Source organism: Mesorhizobium sp. B2-2-4, assembly GCF_006442375.1.
Lineage (GTDB): Bacteria > Pseudomonadota > Alphaproteobacteria > Rhizobiales > Rhizobiaceae > Mesorhizobium.
Genome location: NZ_VFWB01000006.1, coordinates 275,776 through 295,288, shown reverse-complemented (window position 1 = coordinate 295,288; position 19,513 = coordinate 275,776). Strand labels below are relative to the sequence as shown.

At 63.8% G+C, this 19,513-nt stretch carries 14 protein-coding genes; 4 read left to right on the top strand and 10 right to left on the bottom strand.

Annotated features, from left to right (window positions below):
* Nucleotides 1-22 precede the first annotated feature (22 nt).
* From FJ959_RS17440 to FJ959_RS17395, 10 genes are all read right to left on the bottom strand, one after another.
* Nucleotides 23-2,584, bottom strand: coding sequence for an FAD-dependent oxidoreductase (locus tag FJ959_RS17440; RefSeq protein ID WP_140631078.1), 2,562 nt, complete (start codon nucleotides 2,582-2,584; stop codon nucleotides 23-25).
* A gap of 148 nt (nucleotides 2,585-2,732) precedes the next feature.
* A complete protein-coding gene (locus FJ959_RS17435; protein WP_140495635.1) occupies nucleotides 2,733-3,491 on the bottom strand; it encodes an FkbM family methyltransferase in 759 nt (252 codons plus the stop codon).
* Nucleotides 3,488-4,720, bottom strand: a complete 1,233-nt coding sequence (locus tag FJ959_RS17430) for a DUF2029 domain-containing protein (RefSeq protein WP_140631367.1) — start codon at nucleotides 4,718-4,720, stop codon at nucleotides 3,488-3,490. Before FJ959_RS17430 ends, FJ959_RS17435 begins: the two co-directional genes overlap by 4 nt.
* 11 nt (nucleotides 4,721-4,731) lie before the next feature.
* Nucleotides 4,732-6,162 carry an aspartate aminotransferase family protein gene (locus FJ959_RS17425; RefSeq protein ID WP_181169601.1) on the bottom strand — a complete coding sequence of 477 codons (1,431 nt, stop codon included), beginning with the start codon at nucleotides 6,160-6,162 and terminating at the stop codon, nucleotides 4,732-4,734.
* 104 nt (nucleotides 6,163-6,266) lie between these two features.
* Nucleotides 6,267-7,274 carry an NAD(P)-dependent oxidoreductase gene (locus FJ959_RS17420; RefSeq protein WP_140495633.1) on the bottom strand — a complete coding sequence of 336 codons (1,008 nt, stop codon included), beginning with the start codon at nucleotides 7,272-7,274 and terminating at the stop codon, nucleotides 6,267-6,269.
* Nucleotides 7,271-7,720 carry an EamA family transporter gene (locus FJ959_RS17415; protein WP_140559606.1) on the bottom strand — a complete coding sequence of 150 codons (450 nt, stop codon included), beginning with the start codon at nucleotides 7,718-7,720 and terminating at the stop codon, nucleotides 7,271-7,273. Before FJ959_RS17415 ends, FJ959_RS17420 begins: the two co-directional genes overlap by 4 nt.
* A 123-nt stretch (nucleotides 7,721-7,843) precedes the next feature.
* The gene (locus FJ959_RS17410; RefSeq protein ID WP_140495631.1) at nucleotides 7,844-9,196 is read right to left on the bottom strand and encodes an FAD-binding oxidoreductase; all 1,353 of its coding nucleotides are present in this window, start codon (nucleotides 9,194-9,196) and stop codon (nucleotides 7,844-7,846) included.
* A 2-nt stretch (nucleotides 9,197-9,198) separates the two neighbouring features.
* Entirely contained in the window at nucleotides 9,199-10,632 is a 1,434-nt protein-coding gene (locus FJ959_RS17405; protein WP_140623250.1) for a UbiA family prenyltransferase, read from the bottom strand.
* A gap of 206 nt (nucleotides 10,633-10,838) precedes the next feature.
* Nucleotides 10,839-11,102, bottom strand: coding sequence for a hypothetical protein (locus FJ959_RS17400; RefSeq protein WP_140495629.1), 264 nt, complete (start codon nucleotides 11,100-11,102; stop codon nucleotides 10,839-10,841).
* Nucleotides 11,103-11,256: 154 nt separating this feature from the next.
* Entirely contained in the window at nucleotides 11,257-13,746 is a 2,490-nt protein-coding gene (locus tag FJ959_RS17395) for a mechanosensitive ion channel family protein (protein WP_140631075.1), read from the bottom strand.
* Between the two features lie 452 nt (nucleotides 13,747-14,198).
* Here FJ959_RS17395 and FJ959_RS17390 point away from each other — a divergent pair, with 452 nt between their 5' ends.
* From FJ959_RS17390 to FJ959_RS17375, 4 genes are read left to right on the top strand one after another with little or no spacing between them, the layout of a single operon-like run.
* A complete protein-coding gene (locus FJ959_RS17390; RefSeq protein ID WP_140495627.1) occupies nucleotides 14,199-15,458 on the top strand; it encodes a sarcosine oxidase subunit beta in 1,260 nt (419 codons plus the stop codon).
* 54 nt (nucleotides 15,459-15,512) lie between these two features.
* Nucleotides 15,513-15,809, top strand: a complete 297-nt coding sequence (locus FJ959_RS17385; protein ID WP_140516363.1) for a sarcosine oxidase subunit delta — start codon at nucleotides 15,513-15,515, stop codon at nucleotides 15,807-15,809.
* Nucleotides 15,806-18,799 carry a sarcosine oxidase subunit alpha gene (locus tag FJ959_RS17380; protein WP_140631073.1) on the top strand — a complete coding sequence of 998 codons (2,994 nt, stop codon included), beginning with the start codon at nucleotides 15,806-15,808 and terminating at the stop codon, nucleotides 18,797-18,799. The genes FJ959_RS17385 and FJ959_RS17380 overlap by 4 nt, the downstream gene beginning before the upstream one ends.
* A complete protein-coding gene (locus FJ959_RS17375) occupies nucleotides 18,792-19,379 on the top strand; it encodes a sarcosine oxidase subunit gamma (RefSeq protein ID WP_140495624.1) in 588 nt (195 codons plus the stop codon). The genes FJ959_RS17380 and FJ959_RS17375 overlap by 8 nt, the downstream gene beginning before the upstream one ends.
* The last annotated feature ends 134 nt before the right edge of the window (nucleotides 19,380-19,513 follow it).

Sequence of the window (19,513 nt, the reverse complement as noted above, 5' to 3'; positions counted from 1 at the left end):
ACGAGCCCTGCTGGGAGGTTGCCTAGCTTCTCGGCTTCAGATTCTCCGGATCGTAGAGTGGCTTGTAGCCGACACCAGCGACTTCGACCGGATAGGTCTCGCCGAAATACTCCACCTTCAGCTTGCGGCCCTCTTGGGCATAGGCCCATGGCAGATAGGCGAGCGCGATGTTCTTGCCGATGGTCGGGCCGTAAGCGACCGACGTGGTGAAGGAACGGCGGCCGAGTTCGTCGACCAGCGTCTCGCCGGTCGCGGGGTCCAGCACCGGCATCGTGCCCACCGGATAACGCGCCACACCCTTGGAATCGGTGTTTTCGGTCATCACCAGCGTGCACAGCATCGCCGGCTGGTGCTCGCGGGCGCGGTATTCCAGGTGCTTGGCCTTGCCGCAGAAGTCGTTCTCCTTCACTTTCGGGCGGGCAAGATCGGCCTCGAGCAGGTTGTACTCGGTGAGCAGATCGGCATTCTGCAAACGCAGGCTCTTTTCCATGCGCCGCGTATTGGCATAGGTCTCGACGCCGAACGGCATGACGCCGGTCGAGCGCAGCGCGTCCCAGACGGCCAGGCCGTCCTCGTAGCGCATGTGCAGTTCCCATCCCTGTTCGCCGACATAGGAGATGCGGAAGGCGGTGACGTCCTTGCCGGCGATCCGGATCGGCTTGATCGCGGCGAACGGGAAATTCTCCAGCGCAAGGCCCTCGGGATTCTCGACCACCTTTTGCAGGGTTGCTCGCGCGTTCGGGCCCCAGATGCCGATGGTGACGTATTTTTCCGTCACATCGGTGATGGTGACATCGAAACCTTTATCCTGCGCGGTGCGGCGCATGTACTGGAAGTCGCGCGGGCCGGCGTCCGCGCCATCGATCAAACGGCAGCGGTCGGCCATGCGGATGACCGTGAAGTCGGCGCGCACCATGCCTTCCTCGTCGAGGAAGTGGGTGTAGATGCCCTTGCCGATATTGTTGTCGCCGCCGATCTTGGCCGCGCACAGCCACTCCAGCAGCGCGACGTGGTCGGGTCCCTCGATGTCGTACATCGAGAAGTGCGACAGGTTGACGATGCCGCAGTCTTCGCTCATCGCCAGATGCTCGGCATTGGAGACGCGCCAGAAATGGCGGTTGTCCCATTCGTTCTCGCGCACCGGTACCCGGTTGGCGTATTTCTCCAGAAGATGCTCGTTTGCGGCATAGCCGTGCGCGCGCTCCCAGCCGCCCAGCTCCATGAAATAGCCGCCGAGTTCCTTCTCGCGCTCCCAGAAGGGCGAGCGCCTTATGTTGCGGCCCTTGGAGAAGGGCTCGCGCGGATGCACGGCGGGATTGTAGACCTTCATCGCCGTCTCGGTGCAGCGATCCCAGATGAACTGCTCCTTGGTCTGGTGCGGATAGAAACGCGCATAGTCGATGGCGTGATGGTCGATCGAGGTGCGGCCGTCCGTCATCCAGTCGGCGATGAGCTTGCCCATGCCCGGGCCGTCCTTGACCCAGATGGCAACGGCATACCACAGCCCCCTCACCTTCTGGCTCTCGCCCATCGACGGGCCGCCATCCGCCGTCACCTGCAGCAGGCCGTTGAAGGAATGGCTTTCGTTGTAGCCGAGTTCGCCCAGGATCGGCGTCAGTTCCATGGCGCGCTCCAGCGGCGCCAGGATCTGCTCCATGTCGAGATCGCGCTGCGAAGGCGAAAGCCGGGCCTGGTCCTTCTCGAGCAGGTCGCGCGGATGGCAAAGGCGCGGATTGGTCTCTTCGTAATAACCCCATTCGATCTGCCCGCCCTCGGCGGTCTTGGGGTCGCCGGTGTCGCGCATATAGGCCGAATTGCCCTGGTCGCGCAGCAGCGGCCAGCCGATCTCCTTGCTCGTGCCGGCGAACTCGTTGTAGGGCCCGAAGAAGGTGAGCGGATGGTCGATCGGCATGACGGGCAGGTCCTCGCCCACCATCTCGGCGATCAGCCGGCCCCAGATGCCGGCGCAGACGATGACGTAGTCGGCCTCGATGGTGCCGCGGTCGGTCACCACGGCGCTGATGCGGCCGTCCTTGACGACGAGCGACCGGGCCGGCGTGTTGGCGAAGGATTTGAGCTTGCCCGAGGCTTCCGCCTGGTCGACGAGCTTGCCGGCGACCGTCTGCGAGCGCGGGATGACCAGGCCGGCGTCGGGATCCCACAGGCCGCCCTGCACCATTGCCTCTTCGATGAGCGGAAATTTCTCCTTGATCTCGGCGGGTTCGATCAGCCGGGCGCGCGTGCCAAAAGCCTTGGCCGAAGCGATCTTGCGCTTGATTTCGTCCATGCGGCTGTCATCGCCGACGCGCGCGACTTCGAGGCCGCCGATGCGCGCATAATGGCCCATCTTCTCGTAGAAATCGATGGAGTAGAGCGTCGTCCAGCAGGACAGGAAATCGTGGCTGGTGGTGTAGCAGAAGTCGGAAGCGTGCGCCGTCGAGCCGATGTCGGTCGGGATGCCTGATTTGTCGATACCGACAATGTCGTCCCAGCCGCGTTCGATCAGGTGATGGGCGATTGACGCGCCGACAATGCCACCCAGGCCGATGATGACGACCTTCGCCTTGTTCGGAAACTCTGCCATTGCCCGCGACTCCAGGTGCTGTTGCGGGCGGCGTCGGCGCCCGTCTGATCGGCGCACAATATGCAGACGACGATGAGCGCGCTACCGCCTGTTTGCGACACGCCGCGAATGCGTCGCGACCCGATTTGGATCAGGAAAATCGCTGCCGTCAGGCGAAGGCCCAGATGTCCTCGGCCTGGAAACCGACCTGGTAGCCGGCGGTCTTGAGCTTGACCACGACCTGGCCGATCTCCGGAGCGGGCAGTGCGCCGACCTCGACCTTGATCATGCCCGGACGGTAGCGTTGGAGATCGAGTTGCTCGAAGACCATCCAGTCTGCGCCCTCGCAATCGACGAGGAAGGCGTCGATATGGCTGATGCCGTTGCGGTCGAGCAATGTCTGCAAGGTCTCGGACGGCACTTCGATGTCCCTGAGATAGGGCGCGAATTTGTTGAAATTCACGTCATCCTCGCCCCAGGCATTCTTGCCCGACATCAGGTTGGTGTCGGTAACCGAGGAGCAGCCGATGAACTCGATCGGCAGCGTGCCGGCCTCGAGCGCGGCGGCATCGAAGGTGTGGACGGTGATCGTCCCCCTTGTTTTCGTGACGGCAACCGGCTCGATGATGAACCGGTTGGTATCGGGATAGTTGGCACGCAGGCGCTTCTGGTTATAGGGGATCGGCTCGACCAGCAGGGCACGGGCGCCTGGAATGCGATGCAGCCAGGGCGTGACGTCGTCGAACAGCGCGCCGTCGCAGGCGCCGACATTGACCATCTGGAAGGGCCGCCTTGTCCCGCCGAGGCGCGCTTTCAATGCCGCCCCGGCCAGGAATTTCGTGCCGCGCAGCGACGGCCCCCGGTCGAGCAAACCGGCCGGAAGGCCAAGCGACAGCGCGATGCGCGTCAGGCTGGACAGCGAACTCATGGCGTGTCTCCGGGAATGACATGCAAGACGGCGCGGTGCTGGTCACGGCCGACTGTCGCCCACAGCGCCATGAAAGGGGTGGCCAGCAGCAGGAATGGCGGAACCAGATGCGGGAAATAGATGCGCGTGTCGTGGATCGGGAAGACGGTGAATTTAGCCAGCGCGCCGAGCACGAGCGCCGCGAACAGAATGCCGGCGCGTCGGTCGAGCCGGAAGCCGGCACGGCCGACCGCGTACCAGCCGGCCAGCGCCAGCACCGAGACGCCGACCCAGCTGTTCAGGTTGACGGCGCGCAGCAGCGATGCGGCAAATGCCTTGAGATAGGCAACGACGGAGAACGGCGGCTCGAACCCGTCCATGTTGTAGTGCTGCTCGACGCTGGAGAACCACAGATGCGGCCACCAGCCAGGATGATGCGACCAGTGCGAGATGGCGAAATAGGCGACGAAGGACGCCGCAAAACCGACCAGCGCACCCCATGCCTGCTGCCGGAAGGCGATGAGCAGAACGGCGAAAACGGCAAGAAAGACAATATTGTCCGGCCGCACCATGAAGGCGAGGAAGAGCAGGATCGCCGTCGCCGCCTCGCGGCCCCTGACATAGGCGTAAAGCCCGCCGAGCAGCAGTGCCGAAGTCAGCAGATCCGGCGTCGAGGCGCACGCCGCATCGCCGAAATCGGCCATGATCAGCACCGCGCCGATCACCGGCGCCAAAGCCAATGCTTTTTCCGAGCGCAGCCAGAGCAGCGTGATCGCGCCGAACAGCAGCACCGAGGCTACCTGCACCAGCCGCATCGCCTCGACCGGCGACATCGCCGCGCTCAGCGTCGACAGGATCTCGGCGTAGAGGAACTTGATCCGGTACATGCCGAGCAGCGAATGGAAGTCGGCGGCATTCTCCGCCATGTGGCTGCGGAAGCCGCCGCCATCGTCGGTCAGCGTCTTGTAGTCACCTGCCGAGACCCCGGCCTTGACGGTGTTGTAGGCATAGTCATGCAGCGCCTGCGCATCGGGGTATGTGCCTTCCTCTGATATGGCGAGATAGGGCAGCATGTCCCAATTGGCATCGGGCATCACCCAGGCCGTCAGCGCCGTCAAAAGGATGTAGAACGCGAAAGCCGCCGCGCCGATGGGTGCCGCCAGCCGCGCATAGGTCCCCTCGCGCCACGCCAGGCCGGCCGCTGTGAGCCGGTCGAGCGGGTTTTGCGGAGTGGGCGACTTGGTCAGCATCGTCGTGGTGCTCAACGAACCTGGCTTTTGACGAAATCCTTCACGATTCCCACAATGCCGCGCGACAAAAGGCTGTCGAAAGCGTCGACAAACCGGTCGACATGCTCGCGCTGGCAGATCAGCGGCGGCTCGAGCCGGATGACGTTGCGGTTGTACTCGGTGAAGGCGACCAACACGTCATAGTCACGCAGCAGCAGCGCGCCGATAAAGCCCGACAGCGAACCCTTCAGCTTGTCGTCAAGCACGCTGACCACCGGCCGCAACACGGTCGGCAATGTCTGCGAGAAATCATGGAACTCGAGCCCGATCATGAGCCCCTTACCGCGGACGTCCTTGATGATCTTGGGGTATTTGTCCTTCAGTGCCTGGAGGCGCTGCAAAAGGTACTCGCCGGTAGCGGCGGCATTGTCGATCAGGCCCTCGTCATAGAGAACGTTGAGCGCTTCGATCGAGGTGACGCAGGCCTCGCCCATGCCGCCGAAAGTCGCCATGGCATGGATCATCGCCGTCTTCGGCGTGCCGTAGGCCTTCATATAGATCTCGCGCCTGGCGACCATCGCGCCGACCGCCGCCTTGCCGCCGCCGAGCGACTTGGCGAGCGCCGTCACGTCGGGAACGACGCCATAATGTTCGAAAGCATAGAAGCGGCCGGAGCGGCCATAGCCGCACTGCACTTCATCGGCCACCCACAGCACACCGTATTGATCGCACAATGCGCGCAGCTTCCGCCAATATTCCGCGGGCGCCTGGATGATGCCGCCGCCGCCCTGGATGGTTTCCAGCACGATGACGCCGATCTCGGGATCGGCGCGGAATGCGCGCTCGACCGCTTCGATGTCCGCGAACGGAATCCGGACCGCATTGTCCGCCACCTTGAAATCGGCGCGGTAGAGCTGGCCGTCGGTGATCGCCAGCACACCCTTGGTCTTGCCGTGGAAGGAATTCTCGGCATAGACGATTTTCGGCCGCTTCGGGCCGGCGGCACGCTCGGCGAGTTTTACCGCCGCTTCCATCGCTTCCGAGCCGGACGAGCCCAGAAACACCATGTCGAGATCGCCGGGCGAACATTTGGCGATGTTGTGCGCCAACGCGGCCGCATATTGCGACATGAAGGCGATGGCGATCTCCTGGCGCTTCTCCTCCTGGAATTTTTTCCGCGCTTCGAGGATGCGCGGATGGTTGTGGCCGAAGGCCAGCGAACCGAAGCCGCCGAAGAAATCCAGGATCTTGCGGCCGTTCTGGTCGATGTAGAACATGCCCTCGGCGCGCTCGATCTTGATCTTGTGGAAGCCGAGCAGCTTCATGAAATGCAGCTGGCCCGGGTTGAGATGCGCCTTGAACAGGTCGGTCATCGCAGCGACGTCCATCGCCTTGGCCTGCTCGACGCTGATCAGGTCAGGCTTGGCGATGGTGGCTGGCGACAGCGCCGGCGCGCTGATCATGGTGCGCGCGCTCGCCTGATCGGGCTTGGCCATGACGGTCATTTCAATCTCCTGTCCGCGCGCAGGATCGGGGATCGTGCGCAAATGAAACTGTTGGCGGGCTGCTATTCGGCGGGCACATGTTTGGTGGCGACGGCGTGGCCGGCCTTCCTGGCGCGGTATTCACTGTAGGCGGCGATCAGCATGTCCTCGTCGCGATGTTGCGGCACCCAGCCAAGCTGGCGTCCCGCTTTGGAAACGTCGAGCACGCACTCCTCGTCGGCGATCAGATATTGCTCCGGATCCATGATCGGCAGGTTCATCAGGTCGAGCAGGTCCAGCGTGCGCTTCACCGCCCAGCCCGGTGTCGGGATCAGGATCGATTTCGAACCGGCATGCCTGATCAGGTCGCCGAGCAATTTCCTGACCGGCGGCGGGTTGAGCGAACCCAGATTATAGGCCTCGTTTGGTACGCCGGCTTTCCAGGCCGCGCGGGCAGCTTCCGCACAATCGAAAACAGAAATGAACTGGTATGGATTCCGGCCCGAGCCGATCATCGGCACTGGAAGGTTCCAGTCGATCAGCTTGAACAGTTTTTCAAGGATGCCGAGGCGGCCGGGACCGATGATCAGGCGCGGACGAAACAGCGAGATCAACATGCCGCGCTTGCGCCATTCGGCGGCCAGTTCCTCCGTCTTCTGCTTCGACCAGCCATATTCGCCGAGCGGCGCGACCGGATGCTCCTCGGTCATCGGGAAGGTAACCGTATGGCCGTAGATCATGTCGGTCGTGTAGTGGACAAGCCTGGGTGCGCCAGCCTTGTCCATCGCCTGCATGATATGCTCGGTGCCATGGAAATTGACCGGAAAGAAGAAATCGTGCCGCTTGGCGCGCACCTGGATCGGCGACAGCATCTTTGCCGACAGATTGTAGACCATGTCGTCGGCCTTCAGCCCAACCGCCGCCACCGATGCGGGATCGGTCACGTCGCAATGGATGAAGCCGACGTTGCGGTAATGCGCAAGATCGCTCTTGACGATGTCGGCGACGACAACCTCCTCGCCATCCGCCACGAGCTTCGGGGCAAGGTGGCGACCGACAAAGCCGTCGCCGCCGAAAATCACATGTCTCATCGAACTATCTCGCTGGTGCCGATCTTGCCGGGAGTGATGGAAACGGTCTGCTCGTCATGCCCGCGGACACCCAAGTCTCGGCCGCTTTGGGCGATCAGCACCGTGCCCACGCAAATGCAGGCGATACCCGCGATGCGCCAGCCATTGAGGTCCTCGCGGAAGACGAAATAGGCGAAGACCGCGACGGCGACATAGGCGAGGCTAAGGAAGGGATAGGCAAAGGAAAGCTCGACCTTGGACAGCACGTAGAGATGCGAGGCCATGGAAATGACGAAGGTGCACAGGCCGAGGAACACCCAGGGGCTGAAGACGATCTGCAACAGCTTGATAAGCGGGTTGGCGCCTTCGAACGAGATCGGCCCAAGCGACATCATGCCTTGCTTCAGCATCAGCTGCGCGGCCGCATTGGTCATGACCGTAAAGAGAATGAAGACGATATATTTCATAGCTGCTCACCCACCCGTGACGCCTTCTATTACAAACCCGAAAAGATTTCGTGAACTCACAAGGATATTTTGAGTAAATCTCCTCGTTAACCAGTCGCTAACCAAGATCCATTTCAATTTTATCTATTCGGCGGCCTCGGCGCCCCGCCTTCCCAGGTCGATGTTTTTCGCGGTGCGCGCCCAGAAGCCGGACATGAAGGCCGGATCGCGCTGCGCCTCCAGCCGCGACCACTCCGGAAAGGACGCGGCGAAGGTCGCGGCACTCATGCGCGCATCCTTGTAGGGGTTGACCGCTCCGCCGGCTCCGATGGCGATGCGGTCGAGTTCATCCAGCAATGCCAGGGTCGCGGCTCCCCTGTTGGGGAAATCCAGCGTCAGCGTGTAGCCAGGCCGCGGGAAGGAGAGCAGCGCCGGGGATCGGACGCCGCCGAAGCGTTTCAGAACAGTGAGGAACGAGCCCTGCCCCGCCCGCCTGGCAGCCGCGAGCAGCATCGGCACCGCTTCACGCGCGGCTTCTTCCGGCACAACGCTCTGGTGCTGGAACAGCCCGTTCGGACCGTAAAGCCTGTTCCAATCGCGCACACCGTCCAGCGGGAAGAAGAAGTCCTGGTAGCCGACCTGGCGCGGCGCGGCAGAGCGGCCCTTCCGCCATCGGTAGGCCGCATTGAAGGCGCTCAGGAACGGCCGGCTGAGCACATTGAAAGGCGGCTGGAACGGCACCGCGAAATTGCCGCCGGCACGCGCGGCGGTGTGCGAGCCATGCTCGGCGTGGTTGCCTGTGAACAGCAGGCCGCGCCCGCTGCGCCTGCCGCCGGCGAGCTGATCGATCCAGGCGACGGCATATTCATTGGCCTGGTCCGCCGCCTCGGCCAGGTCGAAGAACTCGCCCAGGTCGCGAAACGGCGTCACCTTCTCGATGATGTCGAGGGAATGCACCCGCATCAACCGGATCGAGGCCGACAGGATCAGGCCTGTCAGCCCCATGCCGCCGATCGTCGCCCGGAACAACCGCGGATTGTCCGTGGCGGAGCAGCGGTAGGTCTGTCCATCGGACCGCAGCAGCGTGAGGCTTTCGACATGGCAGCCGAACGTGCCGCGCCGGTGATGGTTCTTGCCGTGGACGTCGTTGGCTATGGCGCCGCCGAGCGTGACGAACTGCGTGCCCGGAACGACTGCCGGGAAGAAGCCGTAGGGCGCGGCGTGGGCAATGATGTCGGACAAAAGCACGCCCGCATCCGCTTCGAGAAGGCCGGTCTCGGCATTGAAGGCGCGGATGCGGTTCAGCGGCCGCATGTCGACGACCGCGCCGGCCTCGTTCTGGCAGGAATCGCCGTAGGATCTGCCATTGCCATAAGCAAGCAGCGAGGCTTGCCTGGCCTGGCCGCCCTTCAGCAACACGATCGCGTCATCGATGCCGATGACGCGGGGCGCGGGCAACGTCGCGCGCCCGAAGCTGTCGAAGCGCTCGCCGGCCATGTCTACCAGCCCCCAATCACCAGCAGCACGGCGCCGATCAGCACCACGATCTGGCTGCGCCAGTCGCGGATGATGAACACGACCGGATCGTCATGCATCTCATCGCGACGCGCCAGGATCCAGACCCGCATGGTGAGATAAAGCACGATCGGCGGCAGCGGCCAGATCAGCCAGGGATGCGGGTAGAGCTCACGCACCGCGACACTGTCCATGTAGAGCGCCAGCACCAGTGCCGAGGAGAAGGCCGAAGCCATGCCGGCCTGGGCGACGATCTCCTGGTCCTCGGTGCGATATCCGCGCCCGGCAATGCGCTCGCCGGGTGGAATGGCCGTGGTGCGCAATTCGACGAAGCGCTTCACCAGCGCCAGCGACAGGAAGAAGAAGATCGAGAAGGCGAGCAGCCAGAACGAGACCTCGACGCCGGTCGCGGCCGCGCCCGCCAGAACGCGGATCGTGTAGAGGCCGGCCAGCGTCAGCACGTCGACCAGCAGCATGCGCTTGAATGACAGCGAATAAGCCGTGGTGACAGCCATGTAGCCGCCGAGCACGGCGAGGAATTCGGGCGCCAGAAACAGTCCTGTGCCGATGCCGATCGCCAGCAGCACCGCGATCGCGCCGATCCCGAACGGGATGGAGAGCGCGCCGCTGGCGAATGGCCTGTGACGCTTGGTGGCATGCTTGCGGTCAAGCGCCAGGTCGAAGAAATCGTTGAGGATATAGATGGCCGACGCCACCGCGCTGAACGAGATGAACGCCAGCACGCACTCCCAGATCATGCCGGCGTTGAAATATTCATGCGACAGCACCATCGGCACCGCGATCAGCGAATTCTTCAGCCACTGATGCACGCGCAGCATTTTGACGATGGTCCGCAATGTCGGTTTCGGCGCCGACATGGTTTCGGCGCCATGCGCCGCCTGCCAGCGCGCGGCGTGGCGGTCCGGCGCCACCACGATCGCGCTGCGTGCCGCATCGAAAACCTGGAGATCATGGCGGCTGTTGCCGGCATAGTCGAAGCCGCCATCGCCATAGGCCGCGACAAGCGAGGCACGTTTCTTGCCGGAAGTCAGATTGTCGACCCCGTCCGTCGCAAGCACCCTGTCGAAGACACCGAGGTGGCGAGCGATGGCGTCGGCGAATTTGCGCGGCGTGCCTGTCGCCAGCACGATCTTGCGGCCTTCGGCATGCTCGGCCCGTATGCGGTCGAGCAATGGCGCGCGGTAAGGCAGCGACGCGGGATCGATATCGACGCGCTGGGCGATGGCCTGCTTCAGCCGGGCCGGCCCGGCGGCGGCCCAGAAAGGCACGAGGAAAATGTAGAGCGGGTTCTTCTTGAGAAGGATGAACAGTCCTTCCCATAGCAGGTCGGTCGCGATCAGCGTGCCGTCGAGATCGACCGCAAGCGGTATTGCGTTTCCGTCGGACCGCGCGTCCATGTCGTCCTGCCCTGCCTCGAACCCGCCGCGCCGTTTGTCGGCGTCTTCGCAAGACGTATAGCGGGGAGACGGCGTAACGAACGTTAAAACGCCGGGTTGTGGGCGGCTGTCACGGCGGTATTTCCCGTGTCATTGTTAAACAACCGCTACCGGAAACAATAAAAGGCCGGGCAAATGTCCGGCCTCTCGAGAGATGTGGGCAAAAATTACTTGATGCGGGCGATGCCGCCCGAGATCTCGACCGTTTCCGAGCCGGTCAGGGCTTCGAGGTCGCCATTGGGCAAGGTGACGAAGCAGCCATTCGGGCAGAATTCCACGGTTTCGCCGGCGGCCAACGCCAGGTCGGTCTTGCTGCCGCCTTCCGTCACGATCAGCGTGCGGGTCTCGGCGTCCTTGTTGACCGCGCTGGCGGAATGGGCCGAGCCGCTCACGGCGAGCAAGGCGACGGCAGCGACGAGAGACTTCCACATGTGCAATATCGGTGTTCCCACCGCCTCTGTTGCATTTCGCAAGGCATCCTCGCCTTTGCATGGGAGCTTATATGAGATGGAAGCTGAACCGCAACTGAATGCCGCATTCATGCCGCAATTGGTTTCGACGGCCTGAAACCTTCCGATCGCCGATCTAATCCGGATCAGGTTTCTTCGCCTTGCGTCCCGATCTGGCTAGACGTTTGGCCTCGGCCGCGGCTTCCGCCTTTGCTCGTTCCTGCTCGGCGAAATCGGCCTCGATCTTGTCGTCGTCGGTCGGCCAGGCCTTCGCATGCTTGGGCTCGACGACCGCGCGTGGCGTCGAGGGTATCTCAATATGCTGGTCGCTGAACGTCTCCAGCACGGTGAAGCGGATATCGTTCTGCACGATGTTGCCGTTCATCACATCCGCCAGGAACAGGCGGATCTCGAATTCCAGCGCGGCAGGCCCGAAATTGGAAAACAGCACGAAGGGTTCGGGGTTCTTCAGCACCAGCGGATGACCGCGGGCGATCTCGAGCAGGACGGCGTGCACCTGCTTGACGTCGCTGCCATAGGCGACGCCGACCTTGATGTCGATGCGGCCGAGCTTGTTGCGGTGCGTCCAGTTGCCGACGGCGTTGTTGATCAGGTTCGAATTGGGCAGGATCACCGACTGCCGCTGGAAGGTCTCGATCTCGGTGGCGCGCACGCTGATCTTCTTGACGGTGCCGCTGATGTCGCCGGCGACGATCCAGTCGCCGACCTTGAACGGCCGCTCGGCCAGCAGGATCAGGCCCGAGACGAAGTTCGACACCACGTTCTGAAGGCCAAAGCCGATGCCGAGGGAAAGCGCGCCGGCGACCAGCGCCAGGCTGGACAGGTCGATGCCCGCCGCCGAGATGCCGATCAGTGCCGCAAGTGCCACGCCGGCATAGCCGACGGCCAGCCGGATCGAGTTGCGCACCCCCGTGTCGACCTTGCCGCGCGCCATCACCGAACCGTCGAGCCAGCCCTGGAACCAGCGCGTCAGGAAATAGCCGATGATGAAGACGACGATGCCCGACAGGATGCCGGTGACCGAAATCGTCACCGAACCGATATTAATCCCGGTCGCCAGTTTGTACGCCCAGGCCTGGATGTCGCCCAGTTGGAAGCCCCACATCAACAGGATCAGCGGCAGGAAGACCAGCACGATCATCACATTGATGGCCACGCTGACGACAAGGCCGAGCTGGTCGAGCGCGGTGTCTTCGTAGCTGGAATTGGCCGACAGCCAGCGCCCGATCGACGTGTTGGCGAAGGCGCCCTCGTCGCCGATCGCCTGTGCCGACAGGAAGCCGATATAAGCGGTGACGAGCGCCGTGCCGGTGACGACGACCTGGAACGAAACGAAAAGGGCGAGCCCGATATAGCCGAGCAGCGCTGCGATGATGGTGAAAAACCCGAGCGCCAGCGACGTATAGCGCAGCCATGCCGGCCACGGGCGCCAGCTTCCGTCACGCGCCTTGAACGGTCTCAGCATCGCCATCAGGATCAGAATGACGCCGACGATCAACGCGGCGCCGAAACTGCGCGCAATGGTCAGCGAAAGGGGCCAGCCCATATTGTCGTTGACGATCGACAGGAAATAGTTGACGCCGATGACCACCGCCATGGCGGTGGTCAGGCGAACCAGCCAGCGCGCCGGCCCGGTTTCGACGGGGATCAGGCGCCAGTTGGGCAGACGCGGCTCGAGTGCCGCATTGGCCAGCCGGTTGACGCAGAACACTCCCCCAATGACGGTCGCCAGCGCATTGAGGAAGAGGCCAATATCGCCGCGCAAAACGTTGTAATAGTTGAAAAAGAAAATCGTCGAACCCAGAAAGGCGCCGACCGCCAGCGTCGGCAGCAATGTCGACCAGAAGGCCACCGACAGGCGGCTGAGATAGGACGGGTCCTCATTGGACGGATCGGCTTCGAACACCCGTCCAAACAACCGCCGGCCGCCGACCAGAAGCACAAGGGCCAGCCCGAGCGCCACGAAGGTTGCCGCCAGAACGGCCTGGAACTTGAACCTGAAGGCGAAGCTCAGCCAGGACGAGACCGCCTTGTAGAAATTGCCGAATTCGTCGCGGGCGTCGGAAAGGACCTGCGAGCTCAGTGCATCCGACAGCACATAGCGCTTGGTCAGGAGATTGCGGAAAAGCTCGCGGCGCATGTTGCCGATCTTGTCGATCATCCCGCTGATGCGGATCGACAGCGTCTGCGCCTGCGCGATGACCGCGTTGATCTCGGCCTTTTCGGAGACCAGCGCCTGGCGCTCGGTGCTGACGATGTCGGGTTCCGGCGGCTGGCCTGCGGCGGGTGCCGGGCCAAGCTGCTCGAGCCGGCTGTTGATCTCGCTAAGGCGGGTGCGGAAGGCCAGCGCGCTGTTCAGCGATTGCCGCGACAGTTCCTCGAGTTGCAGGCGGATATCGACGAGAGTGGCGTCGTCGTCGCCGTCCTGCTGGATCTTCTTGTCGAAATTATCGGTCTTGGTCGTCAGGTCCTGAAGGATTTTCTGCTGGTCGGCGACCAGTCCGGCAGGCGCCTGGCCAAGCCCTTGCGCCGACGCATCGAACGAAAGCGGCGCCGAAACGACAAGCGCGAACATCAAGACGAGACGAAGCAATTTGAAAAACATGATTTGTTGGCGACTCAAGGCGGCAATGGCAATTGAATTTGCCTGTCCTTGATAAAGACGGCCATATCATGGGGCAAGCCGTCGCATCCGACCGCCAGGGCTCCGAACTCGGGGCAACAAAGACCTGACGACCGCCAGTCCCGTTGTGCCGGCAGCTTTATGATAGGAATTTTTTCTTGACTGGGTGAAGGCAGCTATGGTAGATATTCAGTCATGGTGCTGAGTTGCGCCAACGACCCGCCGCACAGGCGGGTTTTTTCGTTCAATGCTCCATCAACAGCGCGCCGGCGAAGGACCCCGTCACCCGGACTCGTCGCCTGATCCGACCGCACCTGCGCTGATCTGGCGGTGGCCGGAGCGTCGGCCAGTCGAAAGGCGATGGCGCAATATTGGCTTTGCGCGTGCGGCCTGCTCTATAGTCTGCCGCATCGCCCGAAACGGACATCATATCCATGGCAGAGTACTCGGCCCTTTCGCTGCTCGCGAATGCGCTCAAGGGAAACAAGGACTGGAAGCCGGCCTGGCGCAAGCCGGACCCGAAGGCATCCTACGACGTCATCATCATCGGTGGCGGCGGGCACGGGTTGTCGACCGCCTATTATCTCGCCAAGGAACACGGCATCACCAATGTCGCGGTGCTGGAAAAAGGCTGGCTCGGCTCCGGCAATGTCGGCCGCAACACCACCGCCGTGCGCTCCAACTATCTGCTGCCCGCCAACACCCGCTTCTACGAGCATTCGATGAAGCTGTGGGAGAACCTGTCGCACGATCTCAACTACAACGTCATGTTCTCGCAGCGCGGCTGCCTGAACCTGGCGCACACGCCGGCCCAGTTCGACGACTATGCACGGCGCGGCAACGCCATGCGCCATCTCGGTGTCGACGCCGAACTGATGACGCCGGCGCAAATCAAGCGCCTGATCCCCGCGCTCGATATTTCCAGTGATGCACGCTTCCCCGTGGTCGGCGGCCTGATGCAGCGGCGCGCCGGCACCGCCCGCCACGACGCCGTGGCCTGGGGCTATGCGCGCGGCGCCGACCGGCGCGGCGTCGACATCATCGAGAATTGCGAGGTCACCGGCTTCCTGCGCGACGGCGACCGCATCACCGGCGTCACCACATCACGCGGTGACATCCGCGCCAAGAAGGTGGCGGTCGCGGTGGCCGGCAGCACCGGCCGGGTGATGCAGCTTGCCGGCATCGAGACGATGCCGATCGAGAGCCATGTGCTGCAGGCCTTCGTCACCGAATCGCTGAAGCCCTTCATCGATACGGTCGTCACGTTCGGCATGGGCCATTTCTACATGTCGCAATCGGACAAGGGCGGCCTCGTCTACGGCGGCGACATCGACGGCTACAACAGCTACGCCCAGCGCGGCAACCTGCCCATCGTCGACGAGGTGATGAGCGAGATGCTGGCGCTGTTCCCGGGGCTTGCCCGCGTGCGCATGCTGCGCTCCTGGGGCGGCGTCTGCGACATGTCGATGGACGGCTCGCCCATCATCACCACCGGGCCCCTGCCCGGCATGTATCTCAACTGCGGCTGGTGCTATGGCGGCTTCAAGGCGACGCCCGCCTCCGGCTGGTGCTTTGCCTGGACCATCGCCAAGGACGAGCCGCATGACCTCAACGCCCCCTTCACGCTCGACCGCTTCCATCGCGGCCTGGTGATCGACGACAAAGGCCAGGGCGCCAATCCCAGACTGCACTGAACAATATCTCTCCAAGCAAGGCTTCACCAAGCAAGGCTGCACCAGGAATATCCGATGTTGATCACTTGTCCCTATTGCGGCCCGCGCGACGTCATCGAGTTCACCTACCAGGGTGACGGCAACCGCGAGCGTCCCGACCCCGCCTCGCAGAACTTCGAAGCCTGGAACGCCTATGTCTATGACCGGCTGAACCCGGCCGGAGACCACAACGAGATCTGGCAGCATTCCGGCGGCTGTCGCGCGCATCTCAGGGTCGTGCGCAACACGCTGACGCATGAGATTTCCAGCGTCGCCTTCGCACGCGGCGATCACGGTCCGGTCGCGCGGCGCAAGGCGGAGGGCAGATCGTGAGCCCGCGCCGGACCGAGACCGGCGGCCGCATCGACCGGCTGAAGACCATCCGCTTCACCTTTGATGGCACGCCCTACACCGGCCATGCCGGCGATACGCTGGCTTCGGCGCTGCTGGCCAACGGCGTCACGCTTTACGGGCGCTCGTTCAAATACCACCGCCCGCGCGGCCTCCTGACAGCAGGCGTGGAAGAGCCGAACGCGCTGGTGACGGTGCTGAAGGGCGAGGTCCGCGAGCCCAACATCGCGGCGACCATGGTCGAGATTCATGACGGGCTGGTCGCCGTCAGCCAGAACCGTTTTCCGTCGCTGGCCTGGGACGTCAGCGCCGTCAACCAGCTCGGCGGCAAGCTCCTGTCGGCCGGCTTCTACTACAAGACCTTCATGGGTCCGGTGATCGGGCCGCTGAAGGGCACGCGCTTCTGGATGTTTTGCGAGCATTTCATCCGCCGCGCCGCCGGCCTCGGCCGGGCCGGTTCCACCGCCGACCCGGCGCGCTATGAGCGCATGAACGCCTTTTGCGACGTGCTGGTGGTCGGCTCCGGCCCTGCCGGGCTGACGGCCGCCAAGGCCGCTGCTGATCAGGGCGCGCGCGTCATGCTTGCCGAACTCGATCCGCGTTTCGGCGGCTCTGCCAACTGGTCGAACGAGACGATCGATGACCTGCCGGCGGCCGACTGGGCCAGGCGAACCGTGGCCCAGCTCGAGGGTTACGACAACGTCCGGCTTCTGCCGCGCACCACGGTCTGGGGCTACTACGACAGCAATACGCTTGCCGCCCTTGAGCGCGTCACCGATTACAAGGAGACACCCGGCAAGGGCGAACCGCGCCATCGCTATTGGGCGATCCGCGCCCGATCGGTGGTCTTGGCCACCGGCGCTTTCGAACGGCCGCTCGTATTTCCGGGCAATGACCGCCCGGGCGTGATGCTGGCGCATGCCGCGGAGCGCTACGCCAACGAATTCGGCGTGCTGGCGGGGCAGACGGTCGCGCTGTTCACCAACAATGACAGCGCCTATCGCTGCGCCCTGGCGCTGAAGAAGGCCGGCGCAAGGATTGCCGCGATTGTCGATGTCCGTCCCGAGCTTTCGGGCGAAATGCGCAAGCTGGCCGAGGAGACCGAAGCCGAGATCTTTCCCGGCCATGCCGTGATCGCCACTGAGGGCGGCAAGGCGCTCTCCGGCGTCAAGCTGCAGCGCTTCGACATGACCAACGGCACGCTCACCGGCGACGCCCGCAGCATCCATGCCGACTGCCTCTTGATGTCGGGCGGCTGGTCGCCAACCATCCATCTGGCCAGCCAGGCCGGCGGCAAGGCGCAGTGGAATGCCGCCCGACAAGCCTTCCTGCCGCCGAAGCCGACGCAGAACTGGATTGGCGCCGGCGCCTTCACCGGCAGCTTTTCCACGGCCGAAGCAATGATCGAGGGCCGCGCCGCGGGCCTTGCCGCGGCAGGCGCGCAAGCCACGCCGGCCGCACTGCCCCCGGTCGAAGCCGTAGCTTGCGATCCCGATCCGGCGCCGGTGTTCGAGATCAGGGCCAGCGGCAAGAGCTTCGTCGACTTCCAGCACGACGTGACGTCGGAGGACGTGCGGCTGGCGCACCGCGAAGGCTTCGTCTCGGTCGAGCATCTGAAACGCTACACCACGCTCGGCATGGCGACCGACCAGGGCAAGAATTCCAACGTCCCCGGCCTGGCCATCATGGCCGAGGCGCTGGGCAAGCCGATCCCGGAAGTCGGCACGACACGCTTCCGGGCGCCTTTTGCACCGGTTTCGATCGGATCACTGGCGGCGGAGCGCTTCGGCGACCTCAAGCCCGAACGGCTGACGCCGATGCATGACTGGCATGTCGCCAATGGCGCGACCATGTATTCCGCCGGCCTGTGGTACCGGCCGATGATCTACGCCCTTGCCGGCGAAACGGTCGAGCAGGCCTATGTGCGCGAGGCCAGGGCGACGCGCGAAAGCGCCGGCATCGTCGATGTCTCGACGCTGGGCAAGATCGCGGTGCAAGGTCCGGACGCGGCCGAATTCCTCGACCGTATCTACACCAACATGTTTTCCACGCTGGCCGTCGGCAAGGCGCGCTACGGGCTGATGCTGCGCGAGGACGGGCTGGCCTTCGACGACGGCACCACATGGCGGCTCGGTGAACAGGATTTCCTGATGACCACCACCACGGCCAATGCCGGCAAGGTGATGCAGCATCTGGAATATTTCCTCGATGTGGTCTGGCCGGAGCTCAAGGTTCATGTCACCTCCGTGACCGACCAGTGGGCGGGCGCCGCGATCGGCGGGCCAAAAGCCAGGCAGATCCTGGCCGGCTGCGTCGCCGGCACCGCTGTCGACAATGCGGCGCTGCCGTTCATGGGTATCGTGCATGGCCAGATCGCTGGTGTGCCGGTGATGATCTGCCGGCTGTCCTTCTCCGGCGAAATGGCGTTCGAGGTCTATTGCGGCGCCGACCACGGCACCCATGTCTGGGAAGCGCTTATCGAGGCCGGCAAGCCGTTCGGACTGGTAACCTACGGACTGGAAGCGCTGGGCACGATGCGCATCGAGAAAGGCCATGTGACGGGCGCCGAGATCGACGGCCGCACCACGGCGCGCGACCTGCATCTCGACTGGATGCTGTCGAAGAAGAAGCCGTTTATCGGCTCGGCGATGATGGACCGCGAGGGCCTCATCTCGCCCGACCGGCTGGAACTTGTCGGCCTGGTCTCGCTCGACAACAGGCCGCTCAACGGCGGCGCGCATATCGTCGAGGAGCTTGACGAGTCCAACCCGCACGGCTCCATCGGCCACATCACGGCCTGCTGCTATTCGCCGGCGCTTGGCAAGCACATCGCGCTGGCGCTGATCAAAGGCGGCAAGGCCAGGCACGGCTCGCGCGCCCATGTCTCCGATCCGCTGCGCAACCGGTTCGGACCGGTCGAGATCGTTTCCAACCACTTCTACGATCCGGACGGGAGCCGCATGCATGGTTGAGCGCCTTTCACCGCTGGAACCGGAATTCCATGTCGGCTCGCACGGCAATTTCGAACATGGTGTCGAGGTCATCCTGACCGAGACGAGACCGGGCTCGATCGTGCAGCTCGCCGCCTGGCCGGGCGAAGAGAAGAAACTGATATCAGGCATCCGCGCCGTCGCCGGGCTTACGTTGCCCGACGGTGCCGGCGGTGGCGCCACCAATGGCGCCAAATCGGCATTCGGTTTCGCACCGGGAAAGTTCACCGTAGCCGACGAAGCCGAGGGGCTGGCCGCGGCTTTCGCGGGCGTGGTGACCCCCGCCATCGGCACGGTGACCGATCTTTCGCATGGCCGCAGCGTGATCCGCATCGCCGGACCGAAGGCCGAATGGGTGCTGGCGAAGTTCTTCGCCATCGATTTCGCGCTGCCGGCCTTCCCGCTCGGCGCCGGCCGCTCGACCACCCATCACGATGTCTTCGCCCAGGTCCAGCGCACCGGCGGCGACCAGTTCGACATCTACGTCTTCCGTTCTTTCGCGCGCTCCTTCTGGAAGGCGCTGTGTCACGCCAGCGAGGAAGTCGGCTACGAGGTACAGTAGGCTCGGGGTCGACGAATTCTGGCATCAAGGCCGGCCGGCTCTGACGCTACAGCAATGCGCCGGCGGCCGTCATACTGGCATGACATGGCCGTCAAGCCGGTCCGAAGGGTAACAAAACCCGTCTCCAGAATCCG